This window comes from Vreelandella titanicae BH1 (assembly GCF_000336575.1).
GTDB lineage: Bacteria > Pseudomonadota > Gammaproteobacteria > Pseudomonadales > Halomonadaceae > Vreelandella > Vreelandella titanicae.
This window is the reverse complement of the sequence record NZ_AOPO01000006.1, coordinates 62,520-86,902: the sequence shown is the minus strand read 5'-3', so window position 1 is coordinate 86,902 and position 24,383 is coordinate 62,520. Positions and strand designations below refer to the sequence as shown.

Annotated in this window: 20 protein-coding genes; 8 read left to right on the top strand and 12 right to left on the bottom strand. The window is 55.5% G+C overall.

All coding sequences use genetic code 11. From position 1 onward, the window contains the following. Window positions 1-38 precede the first annotated feature (38 nt). From HALTITAN_RS12805 to HALTITAN_RS12795, 3 genes are read right to left on the bottom strand one after another with little or no spacing between them, the layout of a single operon-like run. The gene (locus HALTITAN_RS12805) at window positions 39-1,445 is read right to left on the bottom strand and encodes an ATP-binding protein (protein ID WP_009287362.1); all 1,407 of its coding nucleotides are present in this window, start codon (window positions 1,443-1,445) and stop codon (window positions 39-41) included. After that, window positions 1,445-4,567, bottom strand: a complete 3,123-nt coding sequence (locus HALTITAN_RS12800) for an efflux RND transporter permease subunit (protein WP_009287361.1) — start codon at window positions 4,565-4,567, stop codon at window positions 1,445-1,447. Before HALTITAN_RS12800 ends, HALTITAN_RS12805 begins: the two co-directional genes overlap by 1 nt. After that, a complete protein-coding gene (locus HALTITAN_RS12795) occupies window positions 4,564-5,778 on the bottom strand; it encodes an efflux RND transporter periplasmic adaptor subunit (RefSeq protein WP_009287360.1) in 1,215 nt (404 codons plus the stop codon). Before HALTITAN_RS12795 ends, HALTITAN_RS12800 begins: the two co-directional genes overlap by 4 nt. A gap of 409 nt (window positions 5,779-6,187) precedes the next feature. Between HALTITAN_RS12795 and HALTITAN_RS12790 the strand changes: the two genes are divergently transcribed. Further along, window positions 6,188-6,778 carry a TetR/AcrR family transcriptional regulator gene (locus tag HALTITAN_RS12790; RefSeq protein WP_027958063.1) on the top strand — a complete coding sequence of 197 codons (591 nt, stop codon included), beginning with the start codon at window positions 6,188-6,190 and terminating at the stop codon, window positions 6,776-6,778. A gap of 26 nt (window positions 6,779-6,804) precedes the next feature. Here HALTITAN_RS12790 and HALTITAN_RS12785 read toward each other — a convergent pair whose 3' ends face one another. Together HALTITAN_RS12785 and HALTITAN_RS12780 are read right to left on the bottom strand one after the other, a co-directional pair. Continuing rightward, complete coding sequence (locus HALTITAN_RS12785; RefSeq protein WP_022522313.1) at window positions 6,805-7,608, bottom strand: helix-turn-helix domain-containing protein; 804 nt, start codon at window positions 7,606-7,608, stop codon at window positions 6,805-6,807. 108 nt (window positions 7,609-7,716) lie between these two features. After that, window positions 7,717-8,727, bottom strand: a complete 1,011-nt coding sequence (locus HALTITAN_RS12780) for a zinc-binding alcohol dehydrogenase family protein (protein ID WP_022522314.1) — start codon at window positions 8,725-8,727, stop codon at window positions 7,717-7,719. A gap of 122 nt (window positions 8,728-8,849) precedes the next feature. On the opposite strand from HALTITAN_RS12780, the gene HALTITAN_RS12775 reads away from it, so the two are divergent. Next, a complete protein-coding gene (locus HALTITAN_RS12775; protein WP_009287358.1) occupies window positions 8,850-9,734 on the top strand; it encodes a LysR family transcriptional regulator in 885 nt (294 codons plus the stop codon). Window positions 9,735-9,851: 117 nt separating this feature from the next. Further along, window positions 9,852-10,736 carry an alpha/beta fold hydrolase gene (locus tag HALTITAN_RS12770; protein WP_039859383.1) on the top strand — a complete coding sequence of 295 codons (885 nt, stop codon included), beginning with the start codon at window positions 9,852-9,854 and terminating at the stop codon, window positions 10,734-10,736. A gap of 61 nt (window positions 10,737-10,797) precedes the next feature. Here the strand turns inward: HALTITAN_RS12770 and fabF are convergent, their stop codons facing one another. Further along, window positions 10,798-12,069, bottom strand: a complete 1,272-nt coding sequence (gene fabF, locus HALTITAN_RS12765) for a beta-ketoacyl-ACP synthase II (protein WP_009287356.1) — start codon at window positions 12,067-12,069, stop codon at window positions 10,798-10,800. Window positions 12,070-12,150: 81 nt separating this feature from the next. Here fabF and HALTITAN_RS12760 point away from each other — a divergent pair, with 81 nt between their 5' ends. Then, window positions 12,151-12,792 (top strand): TetR/AcrR family transcriptional regulator, encoded by a 642-nt coding sequence (locus HALTITAN_RS12760; RefSeq protein WP_027958059.1) that lies wholly within the window; start codon window positions 12,151-12,153, stop codon window positions 12,790-12,792. A 172-nt stretch (window positions 12,793-12,964) separates the two neighbouring features. Further along, a complete protein-coding gene (locus HALTITAN_RS12755) occupies window positions 12,965-15,148 on the top strand; it encodes an OsmC domain/YcaO domain-containing protein (protein WP_039859382.1) in 2,184 nt (727 codons plus the stop codon). Window positions 15,149-15,227: 79 nt separating this feature from the next. On the opposite strand, the gene HALTITAN_RS12750 is transcribed toward HALTITAN_RS12755, so the two are convergent. After that, window positions 15,228-16,130, bottom strand: a complete 903-nt coding sequence (locus tag HALTITAN_RS12750) for a LysR family transcriptional regulator (protein ID WP_009287355.1) — start codon at window positions 16,128-16,130, stop codon at window positions 15,228-15,230. 100 nt (window positions 16,131-16,230) lie between these two features. Here HALTITAN_RS12750 and HALTITAN_RS12745 point away from each other — a divergent pair, with 100 nt between their 5' ends. The 3 genes from HALTITAN_RS12745 (at window position 16,231) to HALTITAN_RS12735 (ending at window position 19,151) form a co-directional block, all read left to right on the top strand. Then, on the top strand, window positions 16,231-16,446 hold the full coding sequence (locus tag HALTITAN_RS12745) for a DUF2798 domain-containing protein (RefSeq protein WP_022522320.1): 216 nt from the start codon (window positions 16,231-16,233) through the stop codon (window positions 16,444-16,446). A gap of 185 nt (window positions 16,447-16,631) precedes the next feature. Then, window positions 16,632-18,095, top strand: a complete 1,464-nt coding sequence (locus HALTITAN_RS12740) for an alanine/glycine:cation symporter family protein (RefSeq protein ID WP_009287354.1) — start codon at window positions 16,632-16,634, stop codon at window positions 18,093-18,095. Between the two features lie 42 nt (window positions 18,096-18,137). Continuing rightward, window positions 18,138-19,151 carry an asparaginase gene (locus HALTITAN_RS12735; RefSeq protein WP_039859381.1) on the top strand — a complete coding sequence of 338 codons (1,014 nt, stop codon included), beginning with the start codon at window positions 18,138-18,140 and terminating at the stop codon, window positions 19,149-19,151. A gap of 5 nt (window positions 19,152-19,156) precedes the next feature. Here HALTITAN_RS12735 and HALTITAN_RS12730 read toward each other — a convergent pair whose 3' ends face one another. The 5 genes from HALTITAN_RS12730 to HALTITAN_RS12710 form a co-directional block, all read right to left on the bottom strand. Further along, window positions 19,157-20,023, bottom strand: a complete 867-nt coding sequence (locus tag HALTITAN_RS12730) for a DMT family transporter (protein ID WP_009287352.1) — start codon at window positions 20,021-20,023, stop codon at window positions 19,157-19,159. Between the two features lie 163 nt (window positions 20,024-20,186). Next, a complete protein-coding gene (locus tag HALTITAN_RS12725; RefSeq protein ID WP_027958055.1) occupies window positions 20,187-21,416 on the bottom strand; it encodes a nucleoside recognition domain-containing protein in 1,230 nt (409 codons plus the stop codon). Window positions 21,417-21,497: 81 nt separating this feature from the next. Beyond that, on the bottom strand, window positions 21,498-22,430 hold the full coding sequence (locus tag HALTITAN_RS12720) for a LysO family transporter (protein ID WP_009287351.1): 933 nt from the start codon (window positions 22,428-22,430) through the stop codon (window positions 21,498-21,500). Beyond that, the gene (locus HALTITAN_RS12715) at window positions 22,431-23,168 is read right to left on the bottom strand and encodes a hypothetical protein (protein ID WP_039859380.1); all 738 of its coding nucleotides are present in this window, start codon (window positions 23,166-23,168) and stop codon (window positions 22,431-22,433) included. It abuts the gene before it with no gap. Between the two features lie 73 nt (window positions 23,169-23,241). Next, window positions 23,242-24,177, bottom strand: a complete 936-nt coding sequence (locus HALTITAN_RS12710; RefSeq protein WP_039859378.1) for a 2-hydroxyacid dehydrogenase — start codon at window positions 24,175-24,177, stop codon at window positions 23,242-23,244. Window positions 24,178-24,383 lie beyond the last annotated feature (206 nt).

Genomic DNA, 24,383 nt, shown 5'->3' with positions numbered 1-24,383 from the left:
TTGTACTATCAGTTTTGGTGACACTAATCCCGGAAATATTAATCAGCAGCCAACAGCGGAAAACGTAGCGTCCAGCGTAGCCCACCTAGCGTTGAGCTAGAGGGCGTCAGCGTTGCGCCGTGGGCATTAACCAGGGCGCTGGCAATTGAGAGTCCTAAACCGCTGCCGCCACTGGCACGGCTGCGCGAGCCTTCAACGCGATAGAGCCGCTCGGTCAAACGGGCTAATTCACCTTCCGGCACGCCTGGCGTACTGTCTTCCCAGATGACTACGGCCATTCCCTGCTGAGCGGTAAGCGTGACGCGTAGCTCTCCCGGCGGCTGGGTATAGGCGCAGCTGTTATCCAACAGGTTGTTCCACAGCTGGCGCAGGCGTTGGGCATCGCCACGAATCATAATGCCAGGCTCGATCTGTTCGGTCAGCGTTAAACCGCTTTCGACTAACCAGCGGTCGGCGTCGGACAGGCGGCTGGCAAGGCAGTCGCTAAGATCCATCGGCGCCAGCTGAATATCCAGCGCGCCAGCATCGCTTTGCGATAGCAAGCGTAAATCCGCCACTAAACGCTCTAGCTGCCCCACTTCCTGGGCGAGGGAGCTAAGGTTCTCCTGATTCAATGGACGAATCCCATCCTGCATGGCTTCGATTTCGCCGCGCAGCACCGCCAGCGGCGTGCGCAGCTCGTGGGCGGTATCAGAAACCCAGCGGGCGCGGGCATCGCGGCTGGCCTCCAGCGTTGCTGCCAATACGTTGAAGTCGCGTGCCAGGCGCGATAGCTCATCGCGACCGCGTTCAGGCAGTCGAGTGCGATAGTCGCCCTCGGTAAGCCGCAGCGTGGCGCCCGCCAGTGCCCGAGTGCGTCGCCCCAGCCACCAGGAGAGCCCGCCTGCCAGTAGCAGTGAGGCAACGCAGAGTGATATCACGATAAGCACCAAGTTACGCTGTTGGCGCTCAAGGAAGCGGCTCTCCATACGCTCCATCATTTCTCGGGGCGGCCGAAAACCCAGCGAGCCGATATCGGTATCGCCGCTGCGAAGGGTGAGCCAATGCCAACTGCCCGAACCTTCGCGCCCGCTCCTGGGGAGCACCACAAAACGGCCATCCGCTGCGCGCAGGGTGAAGTCCCGCGCCTCACCGAGTGGCGAAGGGCGGTCACTATGCTCCTGACCCAGTTCAAAGCGGACAATATACGGCCAGCGTTCCGGTGACTGCTCCAGCCATCCCCAGCTCTGCTGGGTTTCCCAGCGAGTCACGAGGCCGTCAGCCAGCAGTGTGGCACGGCGTTCCTGGGCCTGGTTGAGGTAGTCGAGAAAGCCGCGGTCAATACTGTACGAGACAGCAAGAAACATACTCGCTGAGATCGCTACATTGACGCTGAGAATAATCACGAACAGCTTGAGCCCCAGCCGAGAGGGGCGCCATTGACGTATGGCTGTGAGCAAGGCCATCAGTGGGCTCCTTCTTTTTGGCTAGGGTTTTTATCTAGTGTCGGTTGGCGTGGCGCGCTGAGCCGCTCGCGAACATTCTCCATGCCTAAATAGAGGCAGGGCACCAGGATCAGCAGTATCACTGTGGCGAAAAGCATACCGAAGCCGAGCGAGATCGCCATGGGGATCATAAAGCGCGCCTGTCTGGACGTTTCCAAGATCATCGGTGCCAGACCTAGAAAGGTCGTCAGCGTGGTCATCATTATCGGGCGTAAGCGGCGGGTGGCTGCTGCCACAATGGCTTCCCGGGCGGCCATGCCCTCACGGCGTTTGCGGTTGGCGTAATCAATCAGCACCAAGGCGTCGTTAATGACCACGCCTGAGAGCGCCAGCATACCCAGCAGGCTAATGATGGATAGCCCGAAGCCCATGATCATATGTCCAGCGACGGCACCAACAATGCCAAAGGGGATCGCGGCCAGCACCAGCAGTGGTTGTAGGTAGCTTCTAAAAGGGATCGCCAGCAGTGCATAGAGCGCGGCAATCATTAACCACATGGAAGTTCTTAGCGTGGCTAAATTGTCGGCGGTATCCTGCTGACGGCCACCCATGCTGACTTCCAACCCCGGCCAGGTCGCTTCCAGACTGGGAAACTCCTCTTCCTGGAGCGTGGCGAGCACTTGATTGATGGCCACATCGCTTTCCGAGTCAGCGGTAACGGTAATAATCCGCCGCCCGTTAATGCGTTCAAGGCTGCTAGAGGCTTGGCTGATGGTAATGTCGGCCACTCGCGATAGCGGTACACTCAGCCCATCAGGTGTGCGCACCGGCATGCGGTAGAGCTCATTCAAACTGTCGCGGTTGTCGGTGGGTAAACGTACCTCAACGCTGATTTCGCTGCGCCCCACGTACTGTTCAAGCGCGGTGGCGCCCTGGAGTGGCCCGCGCAGGGCTTGGGCTAGATTATTACCCGTGAGCCCCAAGGCGCGGCCTTCGGCAGAAAGACGCATTTCTAACTGCGGTTTACCGTCACCAAGGCCGCTGTCGATATCTGTGAGGCCATAGCCGCCCAGCGTTTCCGCTAAGCGTTCGGCGGCGGCTTCCAGCACCTGAGTATCCGGGTGCGAAAGACGTAGGCTGAGTGCCGCGCCGCTACCGGGCCCGCCGACATCGGCTTCAAAACGAACCGACTGGGCGCCGAGTAAATCGCCGGTGAGATCACGCCACTCCCGGGCGATACGCGAGGGTGGCCACGCTTCCAGGCTCTCGCTGGCAATATCCAAACGCACTTCCAAACTTTCGCCATCTAAGCGGCTGCGTGAGCTGCTGAAGCTAAGTGTCTCTTCGCGCTCGCTGAGGGCATCGGCGGCGTCGAGCAACTGTTGGCTAAGCTCGCGGCTAACGTTGATATTGCTACCAATGGGCAGGGTGACCGTGGCCTGCACCTGATCCGATTCGACCCGTGGCATCAGGGAAAAGCCCAAACGCCCACTCATCGCCCAGGAGAGCGCGATCAACAGAATCGCGATGCCCAGCGAAACACTGAGCAGGCGCTGATTGAGGGCGCGTTGCAGGAACGGTTCGAACTGGTGATAAGTAAAGTGGTGCAGGCCCCCCTGAAGGCGCTGGCGCAGTGCTTCAAGGGGACGCTGCCACGCCGGGGTTTGGCGCGGTTTGCGACTATGCGCCAGGTGAGCGGGTAGAATCACCAAGGCTTCCAGCCAGGAAATCAAGAATACCGTCACCACCACTACCGGCACGGTGGCAAAAATCAGCCCCAAAAAGCCGGGTAAAAATAGCAGCGGCAGGAAGGCGACGATATTGGACAGAATCGCAAAGGTTAGCGGCGTGGCAATTTCGCTAGCACCTTTGACCGCCGCATCGCGCAGTGAGTAACCCTCTTCCCGGTAGCTGTAGATATTCTCACCAACGATAATGGCGTCATCTACCACGATCCCCAGGGCGATAATAAAGGCGAACATCGACATCATATTGAGCGAGACGCCGATCCAGGGCAGAAACAGCATGGCACCCAGGAACGCCGTTGGAATGCCCAGGGTGACCCAGAACGCCAACCGCGCTTCCAAAAATAGCGCCATGAGTACCAATACCAGCGCTAGCCCCATCCAGGCGTTTTTTAACAGCAGGCTAAGACGATCTTCGTAAACTTCTGAGCTGTCGCGGGAAATATCCAGGCTGACGCCTTCTGGCATACCTGCGCGTAGGCGCTCAAGCTCACCGTTGACCGCTTCCGAAATACTGGTCGGGGTTTGATCACCAATCTGGTAAACATCCACAGAGAGACCGGGCTGGCCGTTATAAAACTCCTCTCGGTCGGTTTCGGCAAAGCCATCGCTGACTCTGGCGATCTCGCCCAGGGTAATCGGCGCCCCCTGGGTGCTGGTCAGAATCGGCAGCTCGGCAAAGGCCTCGGCGCTGTTACGCCGCCCCTGATAGCGAATCAGCCACTCACCTTCTTCCGTTGTGAGCTGGCCACTAGCGAGGTCAAGGGCTTCTTCGGCAATGCGGTTGGCAAGTTCCTGGTGATCAAGGCCATAGCGCTCGATGGCCTCTTCGTCCAAGTGGACTTGAATCTCTCGCTCGCGGTTGCCGGATAGCTCCGCACGGGAGATGCCGGGAGTGGCTTGCAGTTCACCGCGCACGTCTTCGGCCGCGTTGTGCAGTGCTTCCAGACCGACTTGGCCGTAAACCTGTAGGCTCAACACGCTGCGGGAGCGCCCCGCGAGGGTAAAGTGCGGTGGATCGGCAGCGCTGGGGAGAGTTGTGATGGCGTTCACCGCCTGCTGGATATCCTGATAGGCGCGCATCACATCCACACCATCAATCAGCGTTGCGTTGACGCTGGCACTGCCTTCGCTGGCCGTCGCGGTCAGCTCGTCGATGCCCTCTACATCGGCAATCGCGGCTTCCACCGGTAGCAGCAGGCTCTGTTCCACATCCTCCGGCGTGGCGCCAGGGTAGCTGATAGTGACTTGCACGACTTCGATGTCGAATTCAGGGAACACTTCCTTCTTAATCGCTAGCGACGCCATTAGGCCGCCGACGATAAACAGCACCATCAATAAGTTGGGGGCTACCCCGTGATCTACCATCCAAGCCAATGGGCCGCGTGGTACCTTCATGATTCATCTCCCGGTCCATCTCCTGCTTGAGCCGGGGTGTCGTTGGGGTGACGAATGCGCACTAGCTGGCCTTCTCTGGGCTGGGCCAAGCCCGCGGTGACGACCTGCTGGCCGGTTTCCAAGCCGCCACGAATCAAAGCATCATCTTCCCCGCGATAAGCCAGGGTGACCGGCGTTCGGCGTAAACGATTCTCTTCATCTACCCGCCACGCTACGTCACCCGGGCGGAGAGCCGCAGAAGGTAGTGAAATAAGCTGCTCCTGAATAGCCGGTTGAAAAGAGGCGCGCAGGACATCGCCCAGGCGCAGGGCAGGGCCGTCGGTCTCTAGGGCGAGCGGGTCGTTAACCGCAATCAACAGCTGTGCCTGCAGGCCATTCTCTTCAAGGCTGGGTAGCATTGAGACCAGGAGTCCTTCGCGTGTGGCGCCTTCGGGCCAGCCGCGGCTGGTTAACGTAACGCTGCTACCCGCTTCCAGCCACTCCGTCCACTCGCTGGGAAGCGAGGCGCGCACCCAAAACTGCTCAACGCCCACCAAGTGGACTACTTCTGTACCCTGACTGAGCAGGCTGCCGGCGCCGACCAGGCGCTCTTGCACCATGGCCCGCCAGGGAGCAGTGAGAGTGGCGCGTTCCACATTCAGAGCCGCTTGGTCGCGGGCCACTCGTGCTTGGGTGACTTGGGCCTGTGCTTGGCGCAGCTGCGGTTCGCGTAGTACCAGTGACCGCCGCTCTGCTGAGAGCTGACGACCAAAAGATTCGTACTCGCTGCGGGCGCGTTGCTGCTCCGCCTGCTCTAGCGCCAGCTGCGCTTGAGCATTGGCTAGTTGCGCCTCAGCATCTTCAAGGCTCAGTGCCAGGTCGGCTTGATCAATATAGGCCACAGGGGCTTGCTGCTCGACCACCTGACCGGGCACAACGTTATCAGCAAAACGCTCCAATTGGCCCGCTACACGGCTGGCCAGCATCGTCTCCTGCTCTGCTTCAACACGCCCAAAAGCGTACAGGTTGGGTGCCTGGGAACTAGCGCTCACCGTGACGACGTCTACCACACTAGGCAGAGGCTCAGGCGGTGGGGTACGCTCTATACGCGGTGGTTGAGTAATGATCCACCAAGCAAGGGCCAATGTGGTAATAAGAATCAATAATGCGACCACAGCACCCAAACGAATGCGGCCATGTTGATTCGTAGCGTAATAGCGAGAAAGAGTCATTACCGCGCGTCATCCATTGGGAGCGAAAATTCCAGAAAAATAAGCGTATGATGCTAGGGTTTGTACGAAAAGTCGCCGAGCGAAGGCTAGATAAGGCAAAAATCAACGAAAAAAGGATCGGATTCGCGTGCGAATTTACGGGTGTAAATGAGCATTTTGATCGGACTCGCGCACGAGTTGATTTTTAACGCCGTATTGGCGAGCGCAGTCAGTTTTCGTACAAAGCCCAGCATCGCGCATTGTTAAGCAGCCATTAGTCAAAAAATGTGCAAATAACATGCAACTGCCACTTAACCAGGCTTTCTTACAGCTAGATTTTCTTACAATTGGGTTCTCTTACAAATTGGCTTTCATTCACTTGGCTTTCTCTCACTTGAAAGCAATAGACTGACTGGTCTACTTTAGGCATATGAAAAATACTGCAACGCGCGACAAATTAATCGATAGCGGCGCCCAGCTGATTAGTCAGCAAGGCTACAACGCAACGGGCATTAATGCCGTTTTAAAAACCTGCGGTGTGCCTAAAGGCTCTTTCTATCACTACTTTTCCAGCAAAGAAGATTTCGGGTTGGCGGTGATCGAGCGTTTTGCCGCCAGCTATGATGAAACGTTGATGGCGCTGCTGGAAGATAATGACACGCCGCCGCTTGAGCGTCTAAAACGTTACTTCGCGGCTGGCCGTGAGCATATGCACGAGTGCGACCACGCCACGGGCTGTTTGATTGGCAACCTTGGCCAAGAGCTTTCGGGGCAGAGCGATACCTTCCGCGATGCGCTAAATCTAGTCTTTCAGCGCTGGGAGCAGCGTTTTGTGCGCTGCCTGGAAGATGCCCAGACGCGGGGAGATATTGCCACCCATTCGCCCCCAGAAGCGCTCGCCAGCTTTATTCTTACCGGCTGGGAAGGCGCTATTCTACGCGCCAAGACGTTGAAATCCGTCGAGCCCATGGAACACTTTGAAAAGATTCTGTTCCAGCAAGTGCTGGTGCCTTCCTCTTAACGCTTACACACTTAAACATCCGTGCTCTAGTGACGAGCTCTGAAGTGATGCTCATCAGCGGCCACATCGTTTCGAGTGGCGGCTATTAGAGCGTCATCAAGTGAAGGGTCGTCCAGTGTTATTAAACCGCACTGTGCCAGCGCTTCGCGCAGGCTAACCTGTTCATCCAGGCGTTGATACACCACCCGCACACAGCAGGGCATGCGTTCACTGTTATCCGCCACGCCTATTTTTAAGCCGGTCAAACGCGTTACTTGGCTCTGAAAACTCGGAAACAGAATCGTCTGAGTGATTTCATGGCCGTTAAGGGTTTCGTGGTCGACCAAAAAGAGTCGATCAGCAAGCTTAACCGCGGTACCTACATAACGATTGTGACACGGGCGGGAGCCGGGCGTGGTCTGCATCCGCTCGGTGCGCTGATAGACCACGCCACCTTCCCGTGCTTCCAGGCACACCAAAGTTCGCATTAACTGCCCCGGTCGCGACATTGAGTGATAAAGCTCAAAGTAACGGCCAATATAGCGCTCCATGCCTTCGCTGCCGCGCTGAACCAGCGCGTTAGGCCAAGGCAGCGTTGCTGGGGTTGCTTCTCTATTGAGCTGGCCGGTTTGTACCAGAGCACGAAAATCATGATGGGGTAGCGCGATATCCTCAGTGGTGACGCCGAAAAAGTGGCAAATGCGCTGAAGAGCGGCGTGGCTGGGGCGGTAGCGCCCACTCAGGTAGCGGTTAAACTGAGCACGGTTGATCGTTAAACGCCGACAAACCTCTGCAATAGACGGGTAGTAGCTGCAGAGCAGGCGCAGGTTGGCCACAAAATCGTCATGCATGGGGTGACTCGATTCTCTTGGTGTCGTGGCTGCCTAATGTGATGGTTCACGCCTCAGAGTGCAACGGCCTTGTGCCAGGGCCGTCGCGCCCATTAAGCAATTTTTTGTTTAAAAACCTTCCAAGACCAGTTTGCCGATCGTGCGGTTGCTCTCAATAAGTGCGTGCGCGCGTTTTAGATTCTCAGCATTAATGGGGCCTAACACCTCGCCTAAGGTGGTTGTTAGCCTTCCATCATCGACCATGGCTGCCACTTCTGTGAGCAGATCGTGCTGCTTGGCAAGATCGTCGGTGGTGAATAACGGGCGGGTAAACATCAGCTCCCAATGCAGCGAAAGGCTTTTCACTTTGAGCTTCCGCACATCGATCAGTTCCGGGTCATCAATCAGTGCCAATTTGCCCTGAGGCTTAAGGGCTTCAACAATGGCCTCAAAGTGGTGATCGGTTTGGTTAAGGCTGATCACCATATCCACCCCGTCAAAGCCTGCCACTTTAAGCGCCTGATCAAGTGGTTGGTGGTGGTCAATCACTGCGTCCGCGCCTAGCGACTTCACCCAGGATTGGCTTTCGGGCCGAGACGCCGTACCAATAACAGTAATATCGGTGAGCTGTTTGGCAAGTTGCACAAGGATTGAGCCCACGCCCCCCGCTGCGCCAATCACCAACAGGCTTTTGCCTTGGGTATCGCGCATGCCCAGCTCTAGCCGGTCAAACAGCAGTTCCCAAGCGGTAATGGCGGTTAATGGAAGCGCAGCGGCTTCAGTGTCAGAAAGGCTTTTTGGCGCTAGGCTGGCGATGCGCTCATCGACCAGTTGAAACTCGGCGTTAGAGCCTTGGCGAGCAACGTTACCCGCATACCACACCCGGTCACCTGGCTGAAAACGCGTAACGGCGCTGCCAACGGCATCCACAATGCCCACAGCATCGTACCCAAGTACGCGCGGCTCGCCGGTTTTCGGCAAGGCGCTGTTGCGCACTTTGGCATCAACGGGGTTTACGGAAATGGCGCTAACCGCAACACGAATATCGTGGGCTTCTGGTGTTGGGATCGGTAACTCAATCTCTTGAAGTGCATCAGGATGATCAATAGGCAGACTTTGGGTAAAGGCAATCGCTTTCATAATGGGGAGTCTCGTGAGTTGTCGTTGCGCCATCATGCCTGGATGTTGTTTTGCTAAAAAGAGGGGTAATCTTGCTAACAGTTTCTAATAAATTTTGAAGATAGCAGGCGCCAGGGGGTCTAATGCGTGTCGATGATCTAAAAGTGCTGACCTATGCCGCCGAGTACGGCAGCCTTTCTGCCGCTGCGCGGGAGTTAGCGATTACTCCAGCGGTGGCCAGTGTGGCCATCAAACGTTTGGAAGACGCGCTAGGCACACGGCTATTGGTGCGCTCTACCCGCAGTTTGCGGCTAACCACCGCGGGCGCACACTACCTTGTGCACGCTAAAGCGGCGCTCAATGCTCTCAACCAAGGCGAGAAAGAACTTCACCGCGAGCGCCAAGAGATCGCTGGAGAGCTCAGTCTTGCCATGCCTTCCGACCTGGGTCGCAATGTGCTGCTGGGCTGGTTGGACACCTTTATGGCCCAGCACCCGCAGTTGCATTTACGCCTGCGAGTAAGTGACCGCGTGAGTGACCTGTTCCGCCAACCCGTAGAAATCGCCCTGCGATACGGCGTTCCGGAAGACTCCAGCCTCGTCGCATTGCCGCTTAAAAGCGATAACTATCGCGTGGTATGTGCCTCTCCAGACTATATTACGCGTCATGGCAGTCCTGCTTACCCCGACGATTTACACCAGCACAACTGTCTGTGTTTCGTGCTTGGCGAACGTGTTCATAACCAGTGGAAGTTCGGGAGTGACAACATCAACGTAAAAGGCAATCGGGTGAGCGACGATGCCGATTGTGTGCGGCGCTGGGCATTGGCTGGCGAGGGCATTGCTTACAAGTCACGGCTAGACGTTGAAGAAGATCTTCGCAATGGTCGCCTAGTGGCAATGCTGGAGGAGTTTCCCTGCGAGCCAACGCCGCTTTACCTTGTGTGCCCTCATCGCCTTTCATTGACGCCTGCCGTGATAGCGTTAAAAGACTTTCTTATTCAGCAGTTAAAAGGTTACAGCCGCTAGCGACTGAGGTCAGGGTTTAACATCAACTTGTATTGCGAATCACTGATATAGGCGTTTATAAAAGGGTTACGCGATTACGTTGTGTTAGTTACATTGCCAGCAGACCAGGAGAACACCATGTTTCATGGGTTTGAAAAACAAACGCGCCACGTTAATGGCGTCGAGATCGCTTTTCGAATGGGTGGCAGAGGCCCGGCACTGCTACTGCTTCATGGCCACCCTCAGACCCACGTGATTTGGCACAAAGTGGCAGAAGAACTTGCCCCATATTTCACCATTATCGCCGCGGATCTGCGCGGATACGGTGACAGCAGTAAACCCGACGATGATCCTGAGCATCTAAATTACTCCAAGCGCGCTATGGCGCAGGATATGGCTGAGCTAATGAGCGCGCTGGGTTTCGAGCGTTTTAAAGTGCTGGCCCATGATCGCGGCGCGCGGGTCGCCCACCGTTTAGGGGTTGACCACGCTGAACGCGTAGAGCGCATGGTGCTATTGGATATCGCCCCGACGCTTGCCATGTATCGCGGCACCAACGAGGCCTTTGCACGCAGTTACTGGCACTGGTTCTTCTTGATTCGGCCTCAGCCGCTGCCGGAAATGCTGATCCAGAGCGATCCCGCCCAATATCTGAAAAGCGTAATGGGTGCCCGCAGTGCCGGTATGGCGCCTTTCTCCTCAGAAGCCCTGGCCGAATATGAGCGCTGCTTGTCGCTCCCCGGTACCGCCACCGGCATTTGCGGCGACTACCGCGCCAGCGCCACGATTGATTTAGCGCACGATCAGGCAGATATCGACGCGGGTGTAAAACTCACCTGCCCGATAAAAGTGATGTGGGGCGCTGAAGGCGCTATTGAAGCCTGCTTCGATGCTTTAAGCGAGTGGCAAAAAGTCGCCACCGATGTAGACGGCAAAGCGCTGCCTTGCGGCCACTACATCGCTGAGGAAGTTCCCGAAATGCTGCTTGAGGAAGCGCTGTCGTTTCTATGCAAGAAAGGGTGACAATAGTGTTTAGATAAACCGATCATAGCCTGGCGGCAGATCGGTTTATTTATTTCCGTCTTTAACGCTCGATACTGCTAACAATAAGCGCCGCATTGACGCCACCAAAACCGAATCCGTTGCACAATACATGCTTAGTGACGTGCTTCTGATGAGTCGCCGTGACGAAGGTTAAATCCTGCATATCATCATCGCAGTGCTCAAGATTGATGGTAGGCGGAAGTTGCTGCGTATTGGCTGCCAATACAGAAAAAATACTCTCTATGCCCCCTGCTGCGCCTAAGAGATGGCCTGTGGCGGCTTTGGTTGCCGAAATAGGAATGGCGGACAAGCGCTCACCGAATACATTACGCAATGAGGCAATTTCAGCCCGGTCGCCAACGGGCGTCGAGGTAGCGTGGGCATTGATATGGTCAATAGCATCAGTGGTAAGGTTCGCCATGCCTAGCGCCGCTTGAATCGCTGCCGCTGCGCCGGCCCCATCCTTTGGGCCTGCCGTTAGATGATAGGCATCTGCGCTGGTGCCGTAGCCGCTAATCACCGCTAACGGCGTTGCACCCCGCGCGACCGCATGCTCAAGCGTTTCGATCACCATAACGCCAGCGCCTTCTCCCATCACAAAACCGTTACGGGCTTTATCAAAGGGTCTGGACGCGCGTTCAGGGTTGTCTGCTTCTGTGGAAACGGCCTTTAGAGCGTTAAAGCTGGCCAGTGAAAGCGGGTCAATACATGCCTCGGCGCCGCCGACGAGGGCTACATCGGCTTCTCCATTGCGTATGATGCGCATACCGTCACCAATGGCCTGTAGACCTGCCGCGCAAGCTGTAACCGGGCACCCCAGTGGGCCTTGAAAGCCATAGCGAATGGACAGATTGCCAGCAGCCAAATTGGCTAGAAAGGCGGGCACTGTGAAGGGGGAGAGTTTGCGATAGCCGCGCTCGGCAAGGTTTTTTTGGGCTTGCGTAATGGTCGGGAAACCGCCAATGCCAGAACCAATAATGGTGGCCGTTCTGCGTTTTTGAGCCTGCTCAGCGGGGAACCAGTTGGCCTGTGACAGTGCCTCATGGGCTGCTGCTAACGCGTAAAGGCTGAACAAGTCCATTTTGCGCTGCTCTTTGGGGTCAGCTATCTCATTCAGGTCAATACCGCCGCTGGGGTCTTGGTTAATGCTAGGCACCACCCCAGCAATTTTGATCGGGATATTGCTGGTGTCAAAGCGGTCAATGGTGCTGATGCCAGACTGGCCGTCAACCAGTCGCTGCCAACTTTTATTGACGCTGTTGCCTAGCGGGCTGACCATACCCATGCCGGTAATCACGATAGGTGAGTGCATAGTGGCTCCTAATTTATTGATATGGTCACCCTAGCAATGGGCACTATATGATCAAGATAATATTTAGCTGACGAGGTAGATATGCCTTATCCCAAGAGCCATAAATCGAAAACCAAAGAGCGCATTTTGGCTTCGGCGACAGAGCTATTCAGCCGTAATGGGTTTCAAAAGGTATCGATTGGCCAGATCATGAAGCTAGCCAAGATGACGCATGGCGCTTTTTACGCCCATTTCGCTTCCAAAGAGGCCCTTTACAATGAGTCTGTTCGCCTAACCATTGATAACAGCCGGGCGGCCAGGCTGGTAAAAGGCCCACTTTCGTTACAACATCTAACCGAATTAGTCGCCAACTACTGCAATCTCCAAGAGTTGGAAGCTAAGCATAAGCCGGGGCCTGAAGCGGTACTGTTCAACGAAATAGGCAGTGAAAAAGCCGAAATCCGCACCTTGTTTGAAGCGTCATATATGAGTATGAAAAAGATGCTTGAAACGCGATTGATAGCGCTGAGTAAGCTGAAACAACTTCCCTTTGCCGATGACCGCAAAGCGATTGCTGATAAATCCCGGGTCATATTGGCCTCCCTGGTAGGGGCCGTCGCCATTGCCAAAAGTTTGCCGGGGGAGGTGGAGCGAAAGCAGGTGTTGGTAGCCACACAACGCCAGATTTTGCTGATGCTCGGGGTCAGCGAAGCTGAGGCGGAGCGTATGATGCAAGCTCAATAGTTCGTGAAGAGAACCCCGAGTTGCTGCTGTAGTAAGAACAACCATTTTTGCACGACATGTGGTAGATGATTTGGGAGACTGACCAAGACGAAGCGGGTAAAAAACTGGATAATGGGCCGCAATTCGCCTACTGCCTACTGCTAGGCAAACTCATTGCTCCGGATGCCCGCTCATGGAAATCAAAGTTAACTATCTCGACAACCTCCGCTTGGAGGCTAAGTTCGACGATTTTACGGTTATCTCCGACCAGCCGATTCGCTACAAAGGTGACGGCTCGGCACCGGGGCCGTTTGACTACTTTCTGGCATCGTCTGCCATGTGTGCGGCCTACTTTGTAAAGGTGTACTGCAACGCCCGCGATATCCCTACCGAAAATATTCGCCTGTCACAAAACAACATCGTCGACCCGGAAGACCGTTATAAGCAGATTTTCAAAATTCAGGTCGAGTTGCCGGAAGATATTTCTGAAAAAGATCGCCAGGGCATTCTGCGCTCCATCGACCGCTGCACGGTTAAGAAGGTGGTGCAAACCGGCCCTGATTTCCAGATCGAGACGGTAGAAAACATCGACGAGGACGCCCAGGCGCTGCTGATGGGCGCACCGGAAGGCGGCAGTACCTACATCGAGGGTAAAGACCTGCCGCTGGAGCAGACCATTGCCAATATGAGCGCGATACTGGCCAACCTAGGCATGAAGATCGAAATCGCCTCCTGGCGTAATATCGTGCCTCATGTTTGGTCACTGCATATTCGCGATGCGGCCTCCCCCATGTGCTTTACCAACGGCAAAGGCGCGACCAAAGAGAGTGCGCTGTGTTCGGCGTTGGGCGAGTTTATCGAACGTCTGAGCTGCAACTTCTTCTATAACGACCAGTTCTTTGGCGAAGAGATGGCGGGCAGCGCCTTTGTTCACTACCCCAATGAGAAGTGGTTCAAGCCAGGGCCGAATGACGAGCTCCCCGAAGGGATTCTCGATGAACACTGCCTTGATATCTACAACCCGGAAGGCGAGCTGTGCGGCTCGAATCTGATTGATACCAACTCTGGCCGCGAAGACCGGGGCATTGTCTCACTGCCGTTTGTGCGCCAAAGCGACGGTGAAACGATCTATTTCCCCTCCAATTTGATCGAAAACCTGTTCCTGAGTAACGGCATGAGTGCGGGCAACACTCTGGTGGAAGCCCAGGTGCAGTGTCTGTCGGAAATTTTCGAACGGGCAGTGAAGCGTGAAATCCTTGAGCAGGAGCTAACCCTGCCGGATGTACCGCAGGAAGTGTTAGCAAAGTACCCAAGCATAGTAGAGGGTATTAACGCTCTGGAAGCCCAGGGGTTCCCAGTGTTGGTCAAAGATGCCTCCATGGGCGGGCAGTTCCCGGTGATGTGCGTCACCTTGATGAACCCGCGCACCGGCGGCGTGTTTGCCTCCTTTGGCGCCCATCCAAGCTTTGAAGTGGCGCTGGAGCGCAGCCTGACCGAGCTGTTGCAGGGCCGCAGTTTCGAAGGCCTGAACGATCTGCCGCTACCGACGTTTAATTCGCAGACGGTTTCCGAGCCCAATAACTTCGTTGAGCACTTTATCGACTCGGTAGGTGTGGTCTCCTGGCGCTTCTTTAGCGCCAAGCCCGATTTTGAATTCAGTGAGTGGGATTTCTCCGGCAGCAACCAAGAAGAGGCCGACACGCTGTTTGGTATCTTTGAAGAGCTAGATGCCGAAGTGTACATGGCGGTACACGAAGACTTGGGCGCACCGGTGTGCCGTATTCTGGTGCCGGGCTACTCGGAGGTATATCCCATCGAGGACTTGATCTGGGATAACACCAATAAGGCGTTGGATTACCGTGAAGATATTCTCAATCTGCACCACCTGGATGACGATCAACTCACCGACCTAGTCGAGCGGCTGGAAGAGAGCCAGATGGATGACCACGCCGATATCATTACGCTGATTGGTATTGAGTTTGATGAAAACACCGAGTGGGGACAGCTGACGATTCTGGAACTGAAGCTGTTGGTCTACCTGGCGCTTGGCCGTCACGAAGAAGCGCTGGACTGTGTTCAGATGTTCCTGCAGTACAACGACAATACCGTCGAGCGCGGCCTGTTCTACCAGGCGGTGAACGCGGTGCTGGAAATTGTGTTGGATGACGAGCTGGCGCTTGAAGATTATCTGCATAACTTCCAGCGCATGTTCGGCGAAGCCACCATGGTGGCGGTGGTTGGTTCAGTGAGTGGCGAGGTGCGTTTCCACGGCCTAACGCCCACTAACATGCAGTTAGAAGGCCTAGAGCGCCACCAGCGCTTGATTGAAAGCTATAAAAAGCTCCACGCTGCTCGGGCGGCAAAAGCGGGCATCTAAGCATTATCCAAAAATGATGATCGTTAACTGCTGGCGTTACGGCGCCAGTAGAGAAGCCAGTTTGCTCCGTACAGTCGGTCTAATCAGCAGAGTGGAACCAGGATTGGTGACTGAGGAATTCGATTAACTCGCTGCGAAACAGCTTGGCCCGCGCTGAAAGGCTTCGCCGGTAGGGCCATACCAGGAAAATTTCCCTGTTGAGCCCCTGCCACTCAGGCAGTACTCGGATTAACTCCCCCGTTTGTAGGCTGTTGGCCACCATGCTGGTAGGCATCAAGGAAACGCCGGCGCCCGATTGGGTGAGATTCAGCACAATACTCATGTCGTTACTGATGTGAAAATGGCTTTTGCGGCAAGTGTACTGACTGCCTTCCCTGTGCGTGAGATGCCAGTCGCTAAACATTTTGGCGGCCACGCTGGGGCACGCTTCTAACTCATCAATCTTACTGGGAAGAGGATGCATCATGGTGGGTGATGCCACCAATATGATCTCTATATAGCCCAGGTATTTCTGGATCAGCGTATCGTCTTTTTGTGGCCCAGAGCGTAGTGCAATATCCGCTTGTTGGCCGCGAATGTCGGCTACGTTGTTGTCCAGCTCGATGGTCAGCGAAATCTCAGGGTAGCGATGGATAAAGTGACGCCAAAATGCATCTAGCGGCCCGCTGCCCAAATTGACCGGCGCCATAATTTTCAACGGCCCGCTTAGGCTATGCAGCGTTTGATCCAGATCCAAAATGCGCTGATCTAGTGCGAGCACCAATTCCTCACATTCGCGGTAGTAGGATTCGCCGTGAGGCGTCAACGTCAACCCCTTGGTTGAGCGATAGAGCAACTCAACGCCTAGCGTGGCTTCTAATGCGCTTATACGCCTCGACACGGTGGCAATAGTCATCTTCAACGATGCCGCCGCAGCCGTGAGACTGCGTTGATTAGCGGCCACGATAAAGATATTTAGGTCATCTAACGAGGGTTTTCGCATTTTGCAATTCTGTAAAATTGATTCTCATATATTGGCATATATTACCGTTATAGATGTTTGTTAATCTACCTGCACTTATACATCATCCTTAGGTACTCTCATGAAACATAGAATTATCTTCGCTATTCTCATGTCGTTTACGCTATCGCTAATTATGTCTGCCTGGGTGACCTACGTGAATATCGGCATGCATGCTGATTTTGTTGGCATCTGGATGCACGCTTGGTTTCTTGCCTGGCCAGCCGCTGGGATCATTGCGTTTATCAGCGGCCCCTTTATCCATAAGTTAGCCCACCGCATTGCCGAGAAGGTCTGACGGCTTGCCTGATGCACTATGGTGCACCCACTGATGCAGCGAGTGCACACAACTGCACCGCTGCGCCAAATTTAATCCTGCCCCACACTTGGTAAAACGTTCTCCGCGGCGCGAATTCCACAAGCGCGATAACAAACGACGCGAATTCAAACATAACGCTAATACAAAAACGCGGAGAGAATCACATGCTCGATATGCTCAATGACCTCCTGTGGGGGAAGGTTCTACTAGTGCTGCTGGTGGGCGTTGGCATCGGTTTTACCGTTGCGTCCCGCTTTGTGCAGTTTCGTTATTTCGGTGAGATGTTTCGCATCCTCGGTTCCGGCCAAGCCTTTAAGCGCAATAAACACGGCCATTTAAGCTCGTTTCAGGCGCTGGTGCTCTCAGTGGCTGGGCGCGTTGGTGGTGGCAACATCGCCGGCGTAGCGGTTGCGATTACCTTGGGTGGCCCAGGGGCGATTTTTTGGATGTGGTTGGTGGGCTTAATGGGTATGGCCACCAGCTTTTTGGAATGCACCCTGGCACAGACCTATAAAGAAGCCGAAGGTGACGGCACCTATCGCGGCGGCCCCGCGTACTACATTGTTAAAGGGCTGGGTAAGCAGTGGCGCTGGCTGGCAGCGTTCTACTCGGTACTGCTGCTGTTGACCTTCGGTTTTGCCTTTACCGCACTGCAATCCTATGCGGTGGCAACCTCTTTCGGCGATGCTTTTGGCGTACCGGTGTTGTATAGCGGCATTGCTCTGGCGATGTTGGTAGGGCTGATTATTTTCGGCGGTATTAAGCGTATTGCACGTATTTCCGAGGTTTTGGTGCCCTTTATGGCGGTGAGCTATATCGCCATTGCGCTGCTGGTCATCGCCATGAATATTACGGAAATACCTGGCGTGATTGTGCTGATTGTAAAGAGCGCTTTCGGCCTTGAACCACTGATTGGTGGCGGTATTGGCGCGGCAATTATGATGGGCCTGAAGCGTGGCCTGTTCTCTAATGAAGCGGGCTTGGGTAGTGCGCCAAACGTCGCGGCGGTGGCCTATGTGCCGCACCCTGCCAACCAGGGCATCGTGCAGGCGTTTTCGGTATTTATCGATACCGTGATTATCTGTTCCGCCACGGCGTTTGTGATTCTGCTCAGCGGTGCTTATGACCCGACCGTAGGTGCTGGTGTTGAAGGCATCGCCCTGACCCAGGCAGCGCTGGCCGACCATGTGGGCGAATGGGGCCGCACTTTTGTCAGTTTGGCACTGTTGCTGTTTGCGTTTAGCACCATTCTCTACAACTACTACTTGGGTGAGAACAGCCTCAACTTCTTTAGCCGCGACAACCAGAACCTGTTTAACGCCTTCCGCGTTGCCATCGTGCTGTTGGTTTGCTGGGGCGCGACCACTGATTTGGGCACCGTGTTCGGCTTTGCTGATGTCACCATGGGGCTGCTCGCAGTGGTCAACCTGATTGCGCTGATCATGCTGTTTAAGTGCGGCCTGCGCATTTTGAAAGACTTCGATGGTCAGCGTCGGCAGGGCATCAAACAGCCGATTTTTGACGCTAACCAGCATCCGGATCTTGACCTGGATCCAAAAGCCTGGGAGCTAGAGCCTGAAGAGGCCGAAGCGTTAAAGCAGCGCCTGGAAGGCGCGCCTGCGAAGTAAGTATTTATTTAGACGACTGTACTGATTAGGAAAGGAGTGACCATGCCCCGCGTACTGATGCTCTATACCGGTGGGACTATTGGTATGCAACCATCGTCACAGGGTTATATACCTTGCGCGGGGCTGGCCGAACGCCTAGCGGCGTATTTGGCATTGGACGATCTTTACCGGCTGCCAGCGTTTGATGTGCTGGAAATGCAGCCGTTGATTGATAGCGCCGAGCTAATGCCAGAGGCCTGGAACCGTTTGGTGGCACAGCTGGAAATCCACTGGTCGTGCTATGAAGCGTTTGTGATACTCCATGGCACCGATACCATGGCGTACAGCGCCGCGGCGCTTTCGTTTATGCTCGGTGCGTTGAATAAGCCGGTGATCTTCACCGGCTCCCAAATTCCACTGGGTGAGCCAAGAAGCGATGCGCTGAATAATGTGTTCAGCGCGCTGCAGCTTGCGGCTCACCCCGCAACACCTTGTGAAGTAAGCCTGGTGTTTCACGACCGGCTGTTGCGCGGTAACCGAGCCCGCAAGGTGCGCACTCAAGGCTTGGATGCCTTCGACTCACCCAACTTCCCCTGGCTTGCCGAGCTTGGTATTGGCATTAGTTTTCCCCAACCTTCGGCGCTGCTAAGCGGTATACCCAACTTTGTACCTATTGAGGTGGACGACGAGGCGGTGGCGGTACTGCCGCTGCATCCAGGAATGTCGCTGCGCCGCGCAAAGGCGTTGCTGGCGGATAAAACGCTAAAAGGGCTGGTGCTTTATAGCTACGGGGTTGGCAACCCGCTGAGCTTTGAAGGCGAGCTGCTTGACGCCTTGAAGGCGGCCAGCGAGAGAGGCGTAGCGCTGCTTAACGTCACCCAGTGTGCCCAAGGTGAGGTAGTGCAGGGTGCCTACGCCAGCGGTGCTGCACTCAATCAAGCGGGCGTGATTGCCGGCAGCGATATCACTCTGGAAGCCGCCATCGCAAAGCTCACCGTACTCATTGGGCAAGGGCTGGTGGGGTCAATGCTGAGCAAGGCATTGAGTGCGCCCATGCGCGGTGAGTGTAGCCGTTAAGCTTATCAGCGGGAAGAAACGCTCAGCGCGGTGACGGTTAGCAAGATGATCCCCATACCGACCATTTGAATAACGCCCAGGCTTTCGTTTAACACCGCTACACCAAACAGGGTGGCGGTAATCGGCTCGACCATGGCAACCATGGAGGCTAGCGCAGGTGCCGCATGCTTGATACCTACCACGTACAGCAGAAAAGATAGTCCAGCGCCGAGAATGCCCAGCGCCACAAACAGCGGCAGCTCCGGAGCGCTGATAACGCTGACAGCCTGGTTAATGTCCGTTGGAAACAGCAGTGCGATGGCTAGCACGGTGAAGGCGACCGAAAGAATTGCCTGAGGACTGCCATGGGGCGCGGCATACTTGAAACCAAAAATGAACGCTGCATAAGAGAGCCCGGCAAGCAGCCCGGTGCCTACGCCAATTAACGAGAGACCACTGGCGCTGATGGCATACAGCTTGGTTAACAGCACAATACCCACCATGACCAGCGCAATGGCCAGCCACTTGGCAGCGGTGGGGCGCTCTAGTTTGAGGGAAAATGAGACGAGGTAGACAAAAACAGGGGCGCAGTACATCAGGGTGGCAGCGACCGCAACGTTGCCATACTCAATACTAAGAAAATAGAACGTAAAATTGCCAGCGACGCCCAGGCCTGCAACCACTGACCAGAACCAAAGCCGCTTGCTGTTTAGTCCGCTATGCCGACGTTGAAGCAGCAGCCACCCAAGTGCGAAGAGAAGCCCTATAAACCCTCGATAAAATGACACGACGGCTGCATCCCAGCCGTCGTCTAACAAAATGCCTGCGATTCCCCCAGATATCCCCCAGCAGAAGGCCGCCAGCGCTATCAATAAACTGCTTGCGCCTGCCATATTTCACCTATCGTCCTTGAGCGGTAAACACTCGGGAGCAACGAATGTTTAAACGCATTTCTACTGCTTAGCGATGGCTCCTGATCTACTGCCTGTAGACCTTAATGCGGCTCCCCTGAAAGGTAGACGCTGAGCCCAGTGAACGAAAGCCAGCTAACACCAGCTATCCAAAAAACCAGTAACACACCGCAATCGCAGTGGTTACTCCCGCCACATCGGCGACCAACGCACAGCCCAACCCGTGGCGAATGCGAGTGATACCCACGGCGCCAAAGTAGACAGCCAGCACATAGAAGGTGGTTTCAGTGCTACCTTGCATAGTGGCCGCGAGTAGCCCGGCGAAGCTGTCTACGCCGAAAGTATCCATGGTTTCGATCATCATGGCGCGGGCGCCGCTGCCAGAAAGCGGTTTCACAAAGGCGGTGGGGAGAGCATCGACAAAGCGGGTGTCCCAGCCAAAGCCTTCTACTATCCAGCGGATACCGCCTAAGCCAGCGTCTAAAACGCCGCTGGCGCGCAGTACGCCGACCGCCACCAGCATGGCGATCAAGTAAGGCAGCAACGTGATGGTAAAGCTCAGCCCCTCTTTTGCGCCTTCAATAAAGGCGTCGTACACCCTCACCCCACGTAACGCCCCGACCACTAAAAACATCATCACGATGCTAAATAGCGTCAGGTTACCGACTAGCGTAGAGGCCGCGGCTAGCGCCTGGGCGGACATGCCTGCCAGCGTGGTGATCAGTAGCCCCAACGCAAGTGCAGCAATCGCTAAATAGGCTAGCACCACGGGCTGCCAAAGTTTTAAGCGCTGCATCAGTGCCACCGCCAAAAGCCCTGCCAGGCTGGAGGCGGTTGTCGCTAGTAAAATAGGTAAAAAGACCAGCGTGGGGTCGGCGGCGCCTTGCTGGGCGCGATACATAAAAATCGTTACCGGCAATAGCGTGAGAGAAGAGGTATTGAGCACCAGAAACAAAATTTGTGCGTTGCTGGCGGTCTCACTGCTGGGGTTAAGGCTCTGCAGCGAGTGCATCGCCTTGATGCCAATCGGCGTAGCGGCGTTATCCAGACCCAGGATGTTCGCCGCGAAGTTCATACTGATTAGCCCCATAGCAGGGTGGCCGCGGGGAACTTCTGGCATCAAGCGGCAGAACAGCGGGTCGAGCACCCGTCCAAGCAGGCGAATCAAGCCTGCCTTTTCGGCAATCGAAAGAAACCCCAGCCACAGCGTCATGGTGCCCAGCAGCACCAGGATAATATCAACGCTCACTTCCGCCATGTCGAACAGCGACTGCACCAAGCGGGCAAATACCTCGCTATCGCCGCCAACCAACCACTGCCAGAGTGAGGCCGCGAAGGCAGCGATAAAGAAGCTTAACCAAATTCCGTTGAGCATGGGGAGTGGGCATCCTGGGGGTTAAGAGTTTTTATATCTCCAGCAATGCCACTTATCCTAACCAATGAGCGCCCGTCACCGCTAACCTGACAGCGAAAGAAAGAACAGAATTAGCGGCGGGGAGAGCAGTGAAAGGATAAACCCGCTGACCACGGCAATGGGTACGCAGGCCACACCGCCGTGCTGCTGAATGACGGGCAGGGTGAAATCCATGGAGGTGGCGCCGCCGTAACCAATCGCCAGTGCGGTATGGCGGTGAATCACCAGTGGAATCAATATAAACGCCAGCAGCTCCCGGGTCAGGTCGTTGAAGAACGCCACACCGCCCATCAGTGGGCCTAGCTGGTCGCCGATCAAGATGGCCGAAAGAGAGTACCAGCCAAAGCCTGACGCCATCGCCAGGCCTTCGTTCCAGCTTAATGAGAGCAGCGGGGCGGCAGCCAAGCCTGCCAGCAGCGAACTTATTGCTAGCGTCACCGCAATCGCCAGCCCCATGCGGTTAAGTAAGATCTGCCTGAGTGGCATGCCGGAGTTACGCAGCTGGCAGCCAATCAGTGCCAGCAGCAGGTAGAGTACCCATTCGGCCAGTAAATCTGCGCTGTTGAAAAGCCTATCACCCAGGAGTGGCCCCAGCAGCAGGCCAGCGATAACGCCCCCTGCCACCACTGCGACCAATAAAAGCGAACCCTGCATGGCCGCCAGCTTACTGGTCGGAGCATTTTTCACCACCGGTGAGCTACCGGCCTTAAGCGTTAAACGGCGCGATAGCCACCATAGTGCTGCTAAGTTAAATAGCGTGGTAATGCTAAATAACAGCAAGGCGTTGCCACCCAGGCGCGAAAGCTGGCTAGTCAGGTTTTCAAGCCCGGCAAGGCTTATGCCCATGAATAGCAGAATCAGGTAAACCGAGCCATTAACCGCTCGGTTGATCAGATTCTGTAACTGTATGGAACGGACGCGAACCAGATAGCCAAGAAAAAGCGGTAGTAGAACAATCAATAAACCGGAAAACATTTAGGGCGTCGCGCCACCGTTTGGGTTGAAGTTAGTTAATGTCAGCTGCGTTTCGCGGCGACCCTCTTTTCGATACACCGCAGAAAGAATCAGCCCGGGCCAGTCAGGGTGAAAGCTAATGGTTAGCAGGCGGTCGGGCTTCTCGATATCGATGAGCGATACGTTCAGTGCTTCAAACTCTCCTGCGGGAACCTCAATGCTGCCTGGGGCGGTAACATAATATTGAAAGTGCTCATCGCGGCCTTTTTGATCGACAAACTCAATCGCGCAGGGCGTACTCTGTGTACAGTTTTCGTGTCCCGCCCGGCGGGAGAGATCAAATAGCGCCGCTTGGCGATCTAAAGTGGGGATCTCACCTTCGTTCAGTTGATAGCTATCACCCACGCCCAGCACCGAATAGCTGCTGCTAAAGAGCAGAGCGTTGGTGTCATTGCCATTGAGCGAAAAACGGCTGAACTCCTGGCCGCGCGCCACGGTGATTGAAAAGCGCATATCGCTTAACCAGTGATTCCCTTCGTTAGAGAGGCGATGGGTAATGGTAGCCCCAGGCCAACCGCGAACCTCAAGCCGGTACTGTGCTTCAAAGGGCTGGGGGGTTTCAAAGGGCTGCGGCTCTTTGAATGTCTCAGTTGCTAATGCCATGCCACTTGAGCAGGAAATAGCAAAACCCAACCCCACACACCTGAGCGCGCGGCCAGGTAGTCGTGCGAAAACATTGACCAAGGGCCTTTCCTCCATAAAGGGTATCTTCCTAAGAGCCTTTAGCCACTGCTTGGTTCCCAGTGCGCCAGTATAGCCTGGGTGGGGGGCGTCAGTAACCTGCCTCCGGGTTGATGGTGGAGAGTTTTTCACCCGATTCAAAGGCATGCAAGTAGGCGATCACTTGGTCGATGGCATCATTCAGCGGAGTAGGTGCCGCCATATGGGGTGTGACGATTACCTTAGGATGCTGCCAGAGCGGGTTGTCAGCGGGCAGCGGCTCTTCCTGGAATACATCCAATAGCGCACCCCGCAGGTGCCCCGGCTGGCGACCGCTACCCAGTGCTTCCAATAGCGCCTGCTCATCAATCAAACTACCTCGGCCAGGATTAATCACACTAGCCCCTTGGGGCAGCTGGGCCAGCCGCTCGGCGTTGAGAATATGTTGAGTGGCGGCCGTATCGGGCAAAATGGTGATCAGGCTCTGCACTTGGCCGAGCAGTTCGCTTAATCCATCGTCGCCATGAAAGCAGTGCACACCACGGATCTGCTTGGGGGAGCGGCTCCAACCCAGTACTGGGAAACCTGCTTGCTCCAAGGCGCTGGCCACAAAGCTGCCAATAGCGCCCAGGCCTAATACACCCACCGGCCACTGGGATTTTTCCACCACCTCTTGCGGCGCCCAAGTGGCGCTTTGCTGCTGCTCTGAGTAACGATCCATGCTGCGGTAAAAGTGCAGTACGCCATAGAGGGCGTAATCGGCCATCAGCTCTCCCATGCCCGCATCGCGTAATTTTACAATTGGCACGTCGTTGGGTAGGCCTGGGGTTTTCAGCAGATAATCCACCCCTGCGCCTAAATTGATGATGCCTTTGAGCTGGGTCTGCTCTTGCAGTAAATGGGCGGGGGCTTTCCAGATGGCGAGATAGTCAGCATCTTTACGCTCATCCGCTGGTGCCTCGCTGGTGAGTACAGTGGCTTGGGGCAACGCTTCCGCAAGCGCCGCTTGCCACTGTGCCGCCTCATCAATATGCACGACAATTTTCATTTCGTTTCCTCTCGCTAAACGTGTTTCCAATGCAGGTTATCATGGTGAGCGATAGGGGCCGTTGCAAGCTCGCATAGTGCAAATAACGATGCCGTATGCACTTTTTGTCATAAAGCCTTTGACCGCTAACCAAGGGTCGGTGCTAGTATCGGCTTAAGACGACATTGGCGGGCCTGCTGCAAGCGCGGCAGATGCAACCCCGACGC

Coding starts and splice junctions, on each gene's coding strand:
- HALTITAN_RS12735 (WP_039859381.1), top strand. CDS start 18,138: ATGCCCCGCGTACTGATGCTCTATACCGGTGGGACTATTGGTATGCAA.
- HALTITAN_RS12710 (WP_039859378.1), bottom strand. CDS start 24,177: ATGAAAATTGTCGTGCATATTGATGAGGCGGCACAGTGGCAAGCGGCG.
- HALTITAN_RS12745 (WP_022522320.1), top strand. CDS start 16,231: ATGAAACATAGAATTATCTTCGCTATTCTCATGTCGTTTACGCTATCG.
- HALTITAN_RS12780 (WP_022522314.1), bottom strand. CDS start 8,727: ATGAAAGCGATTGCCTTTACCCAAAGTCTGCCTATTGATCATCCTGAT.
- HALTITAN_RS12750 (WP_009287355.1), bottom strand. CDS start 16,130: ATGCGAAAACCCTCGTTAGATGACCTAAATATCTTTATCGTGGCCGCT.
- HALTITAN_RS12755 (WP_039859382.1), top strand. CDS start 12,965: ATGGAAATCAAAGTTAACTATCTCGACAACCTCCGCTTGGAGGCTAAG.
- HALTITAN_RS12770 (WP_039859383.1), top strand. CDS start 9,852: ATGTTTCATGGGTTTGAAAAACAAACGCGCCACGTTAATGGCGTCGAG.
- fabF (WP_009287356.1), bottom strand. CDS start 12,069: ATGCACTCACCTATCGTGATTACCGGCATGGGTATGGTCAGCCCGCTA.
- HALTITAN_RS12800 (WP_009287361.1), bottom strand. CDS start 4,567: ATGAAGGTACCACGCGGCCCATTGGCTTGGATGGTAGATCACGGGGTA.
- HALTITAN_RS12730 (WP_009287352.1), bottom strand. CDS start 20,023: ATGGCAGGCGCAAGCAGTTTATTGATAGCGCTGGCGGCCTTCTGCTGG.
- HALTITAN_RS12720 (WP_009287351.1), bottom strand. CDS start 22,430: ATGTTTTCCGGTTTATTGATTGTTCTACTACCGCTTTTTCTTGGCTAT.
- HALTITAN_RS12760 (WP_027958059.1), top strand. CDS start 12,151: ATGCCTTATCCCAAGAGCCATAAATCGAAAACCAAAGAGCGCATTTTG.
- HALTITAN_RS12740 (WP_009287354.1), top strand. CDS start 16,632: ATGCTCGATATGCTCAATGACCTCCTGTGGGGGAAGGTTCTACTAGTG.
- HALTITAN_RS12715 (WP_039859380.1), bottom strand. CDS start 23,168: ATGGAGGAAAGGCCCTTGGTCAATGTTTTCGCACGACTACCTGGCCGC.
- HALTITAN_RS12790 (WP_027958063.1), top strand. CDS start 6,188: ATGAAAAATACTGCAACGCGCGACAAATTAATCGATAGCGGCGCCCAG.
- HALTITAN_RS12725 (WP_027958055.1), bottom strand. CDS start 21,416: ATGCTCAACGGAATTTGGTTAAGCTTCTTTATCGCTGCCTTCGCGGCC.
- HALTITAN_RS12785 (WP_022522313.1), bottom strand. CDS start 7,608: ATGCATGACGATTTTGTGGCCAACCTGCGCCTGCTCTGCAGCTACTAC.
- HALTITAN_RS12795 (WP_009287360.1), bottom strand. CDS start 5,778: ATGACTCTTTCTCGCTATTACGCTACGAATCAACATGGCCGCATTCGT.
- HALTITAN_RS12775 (WP_009287358.1), top strand. CDS start 8,850: ATGCGTGTCGATGATCTAAAAGTGCTGACCTATGCCGCCGAGTACGGC.
- HALTITAN_RS12805 (WP_009287362.1), bottom strand. CDS start 1,445: ATGGCCTTGCTCACAGCCATACGTCAATGGCGCCCCTCTCGGCTGGGG.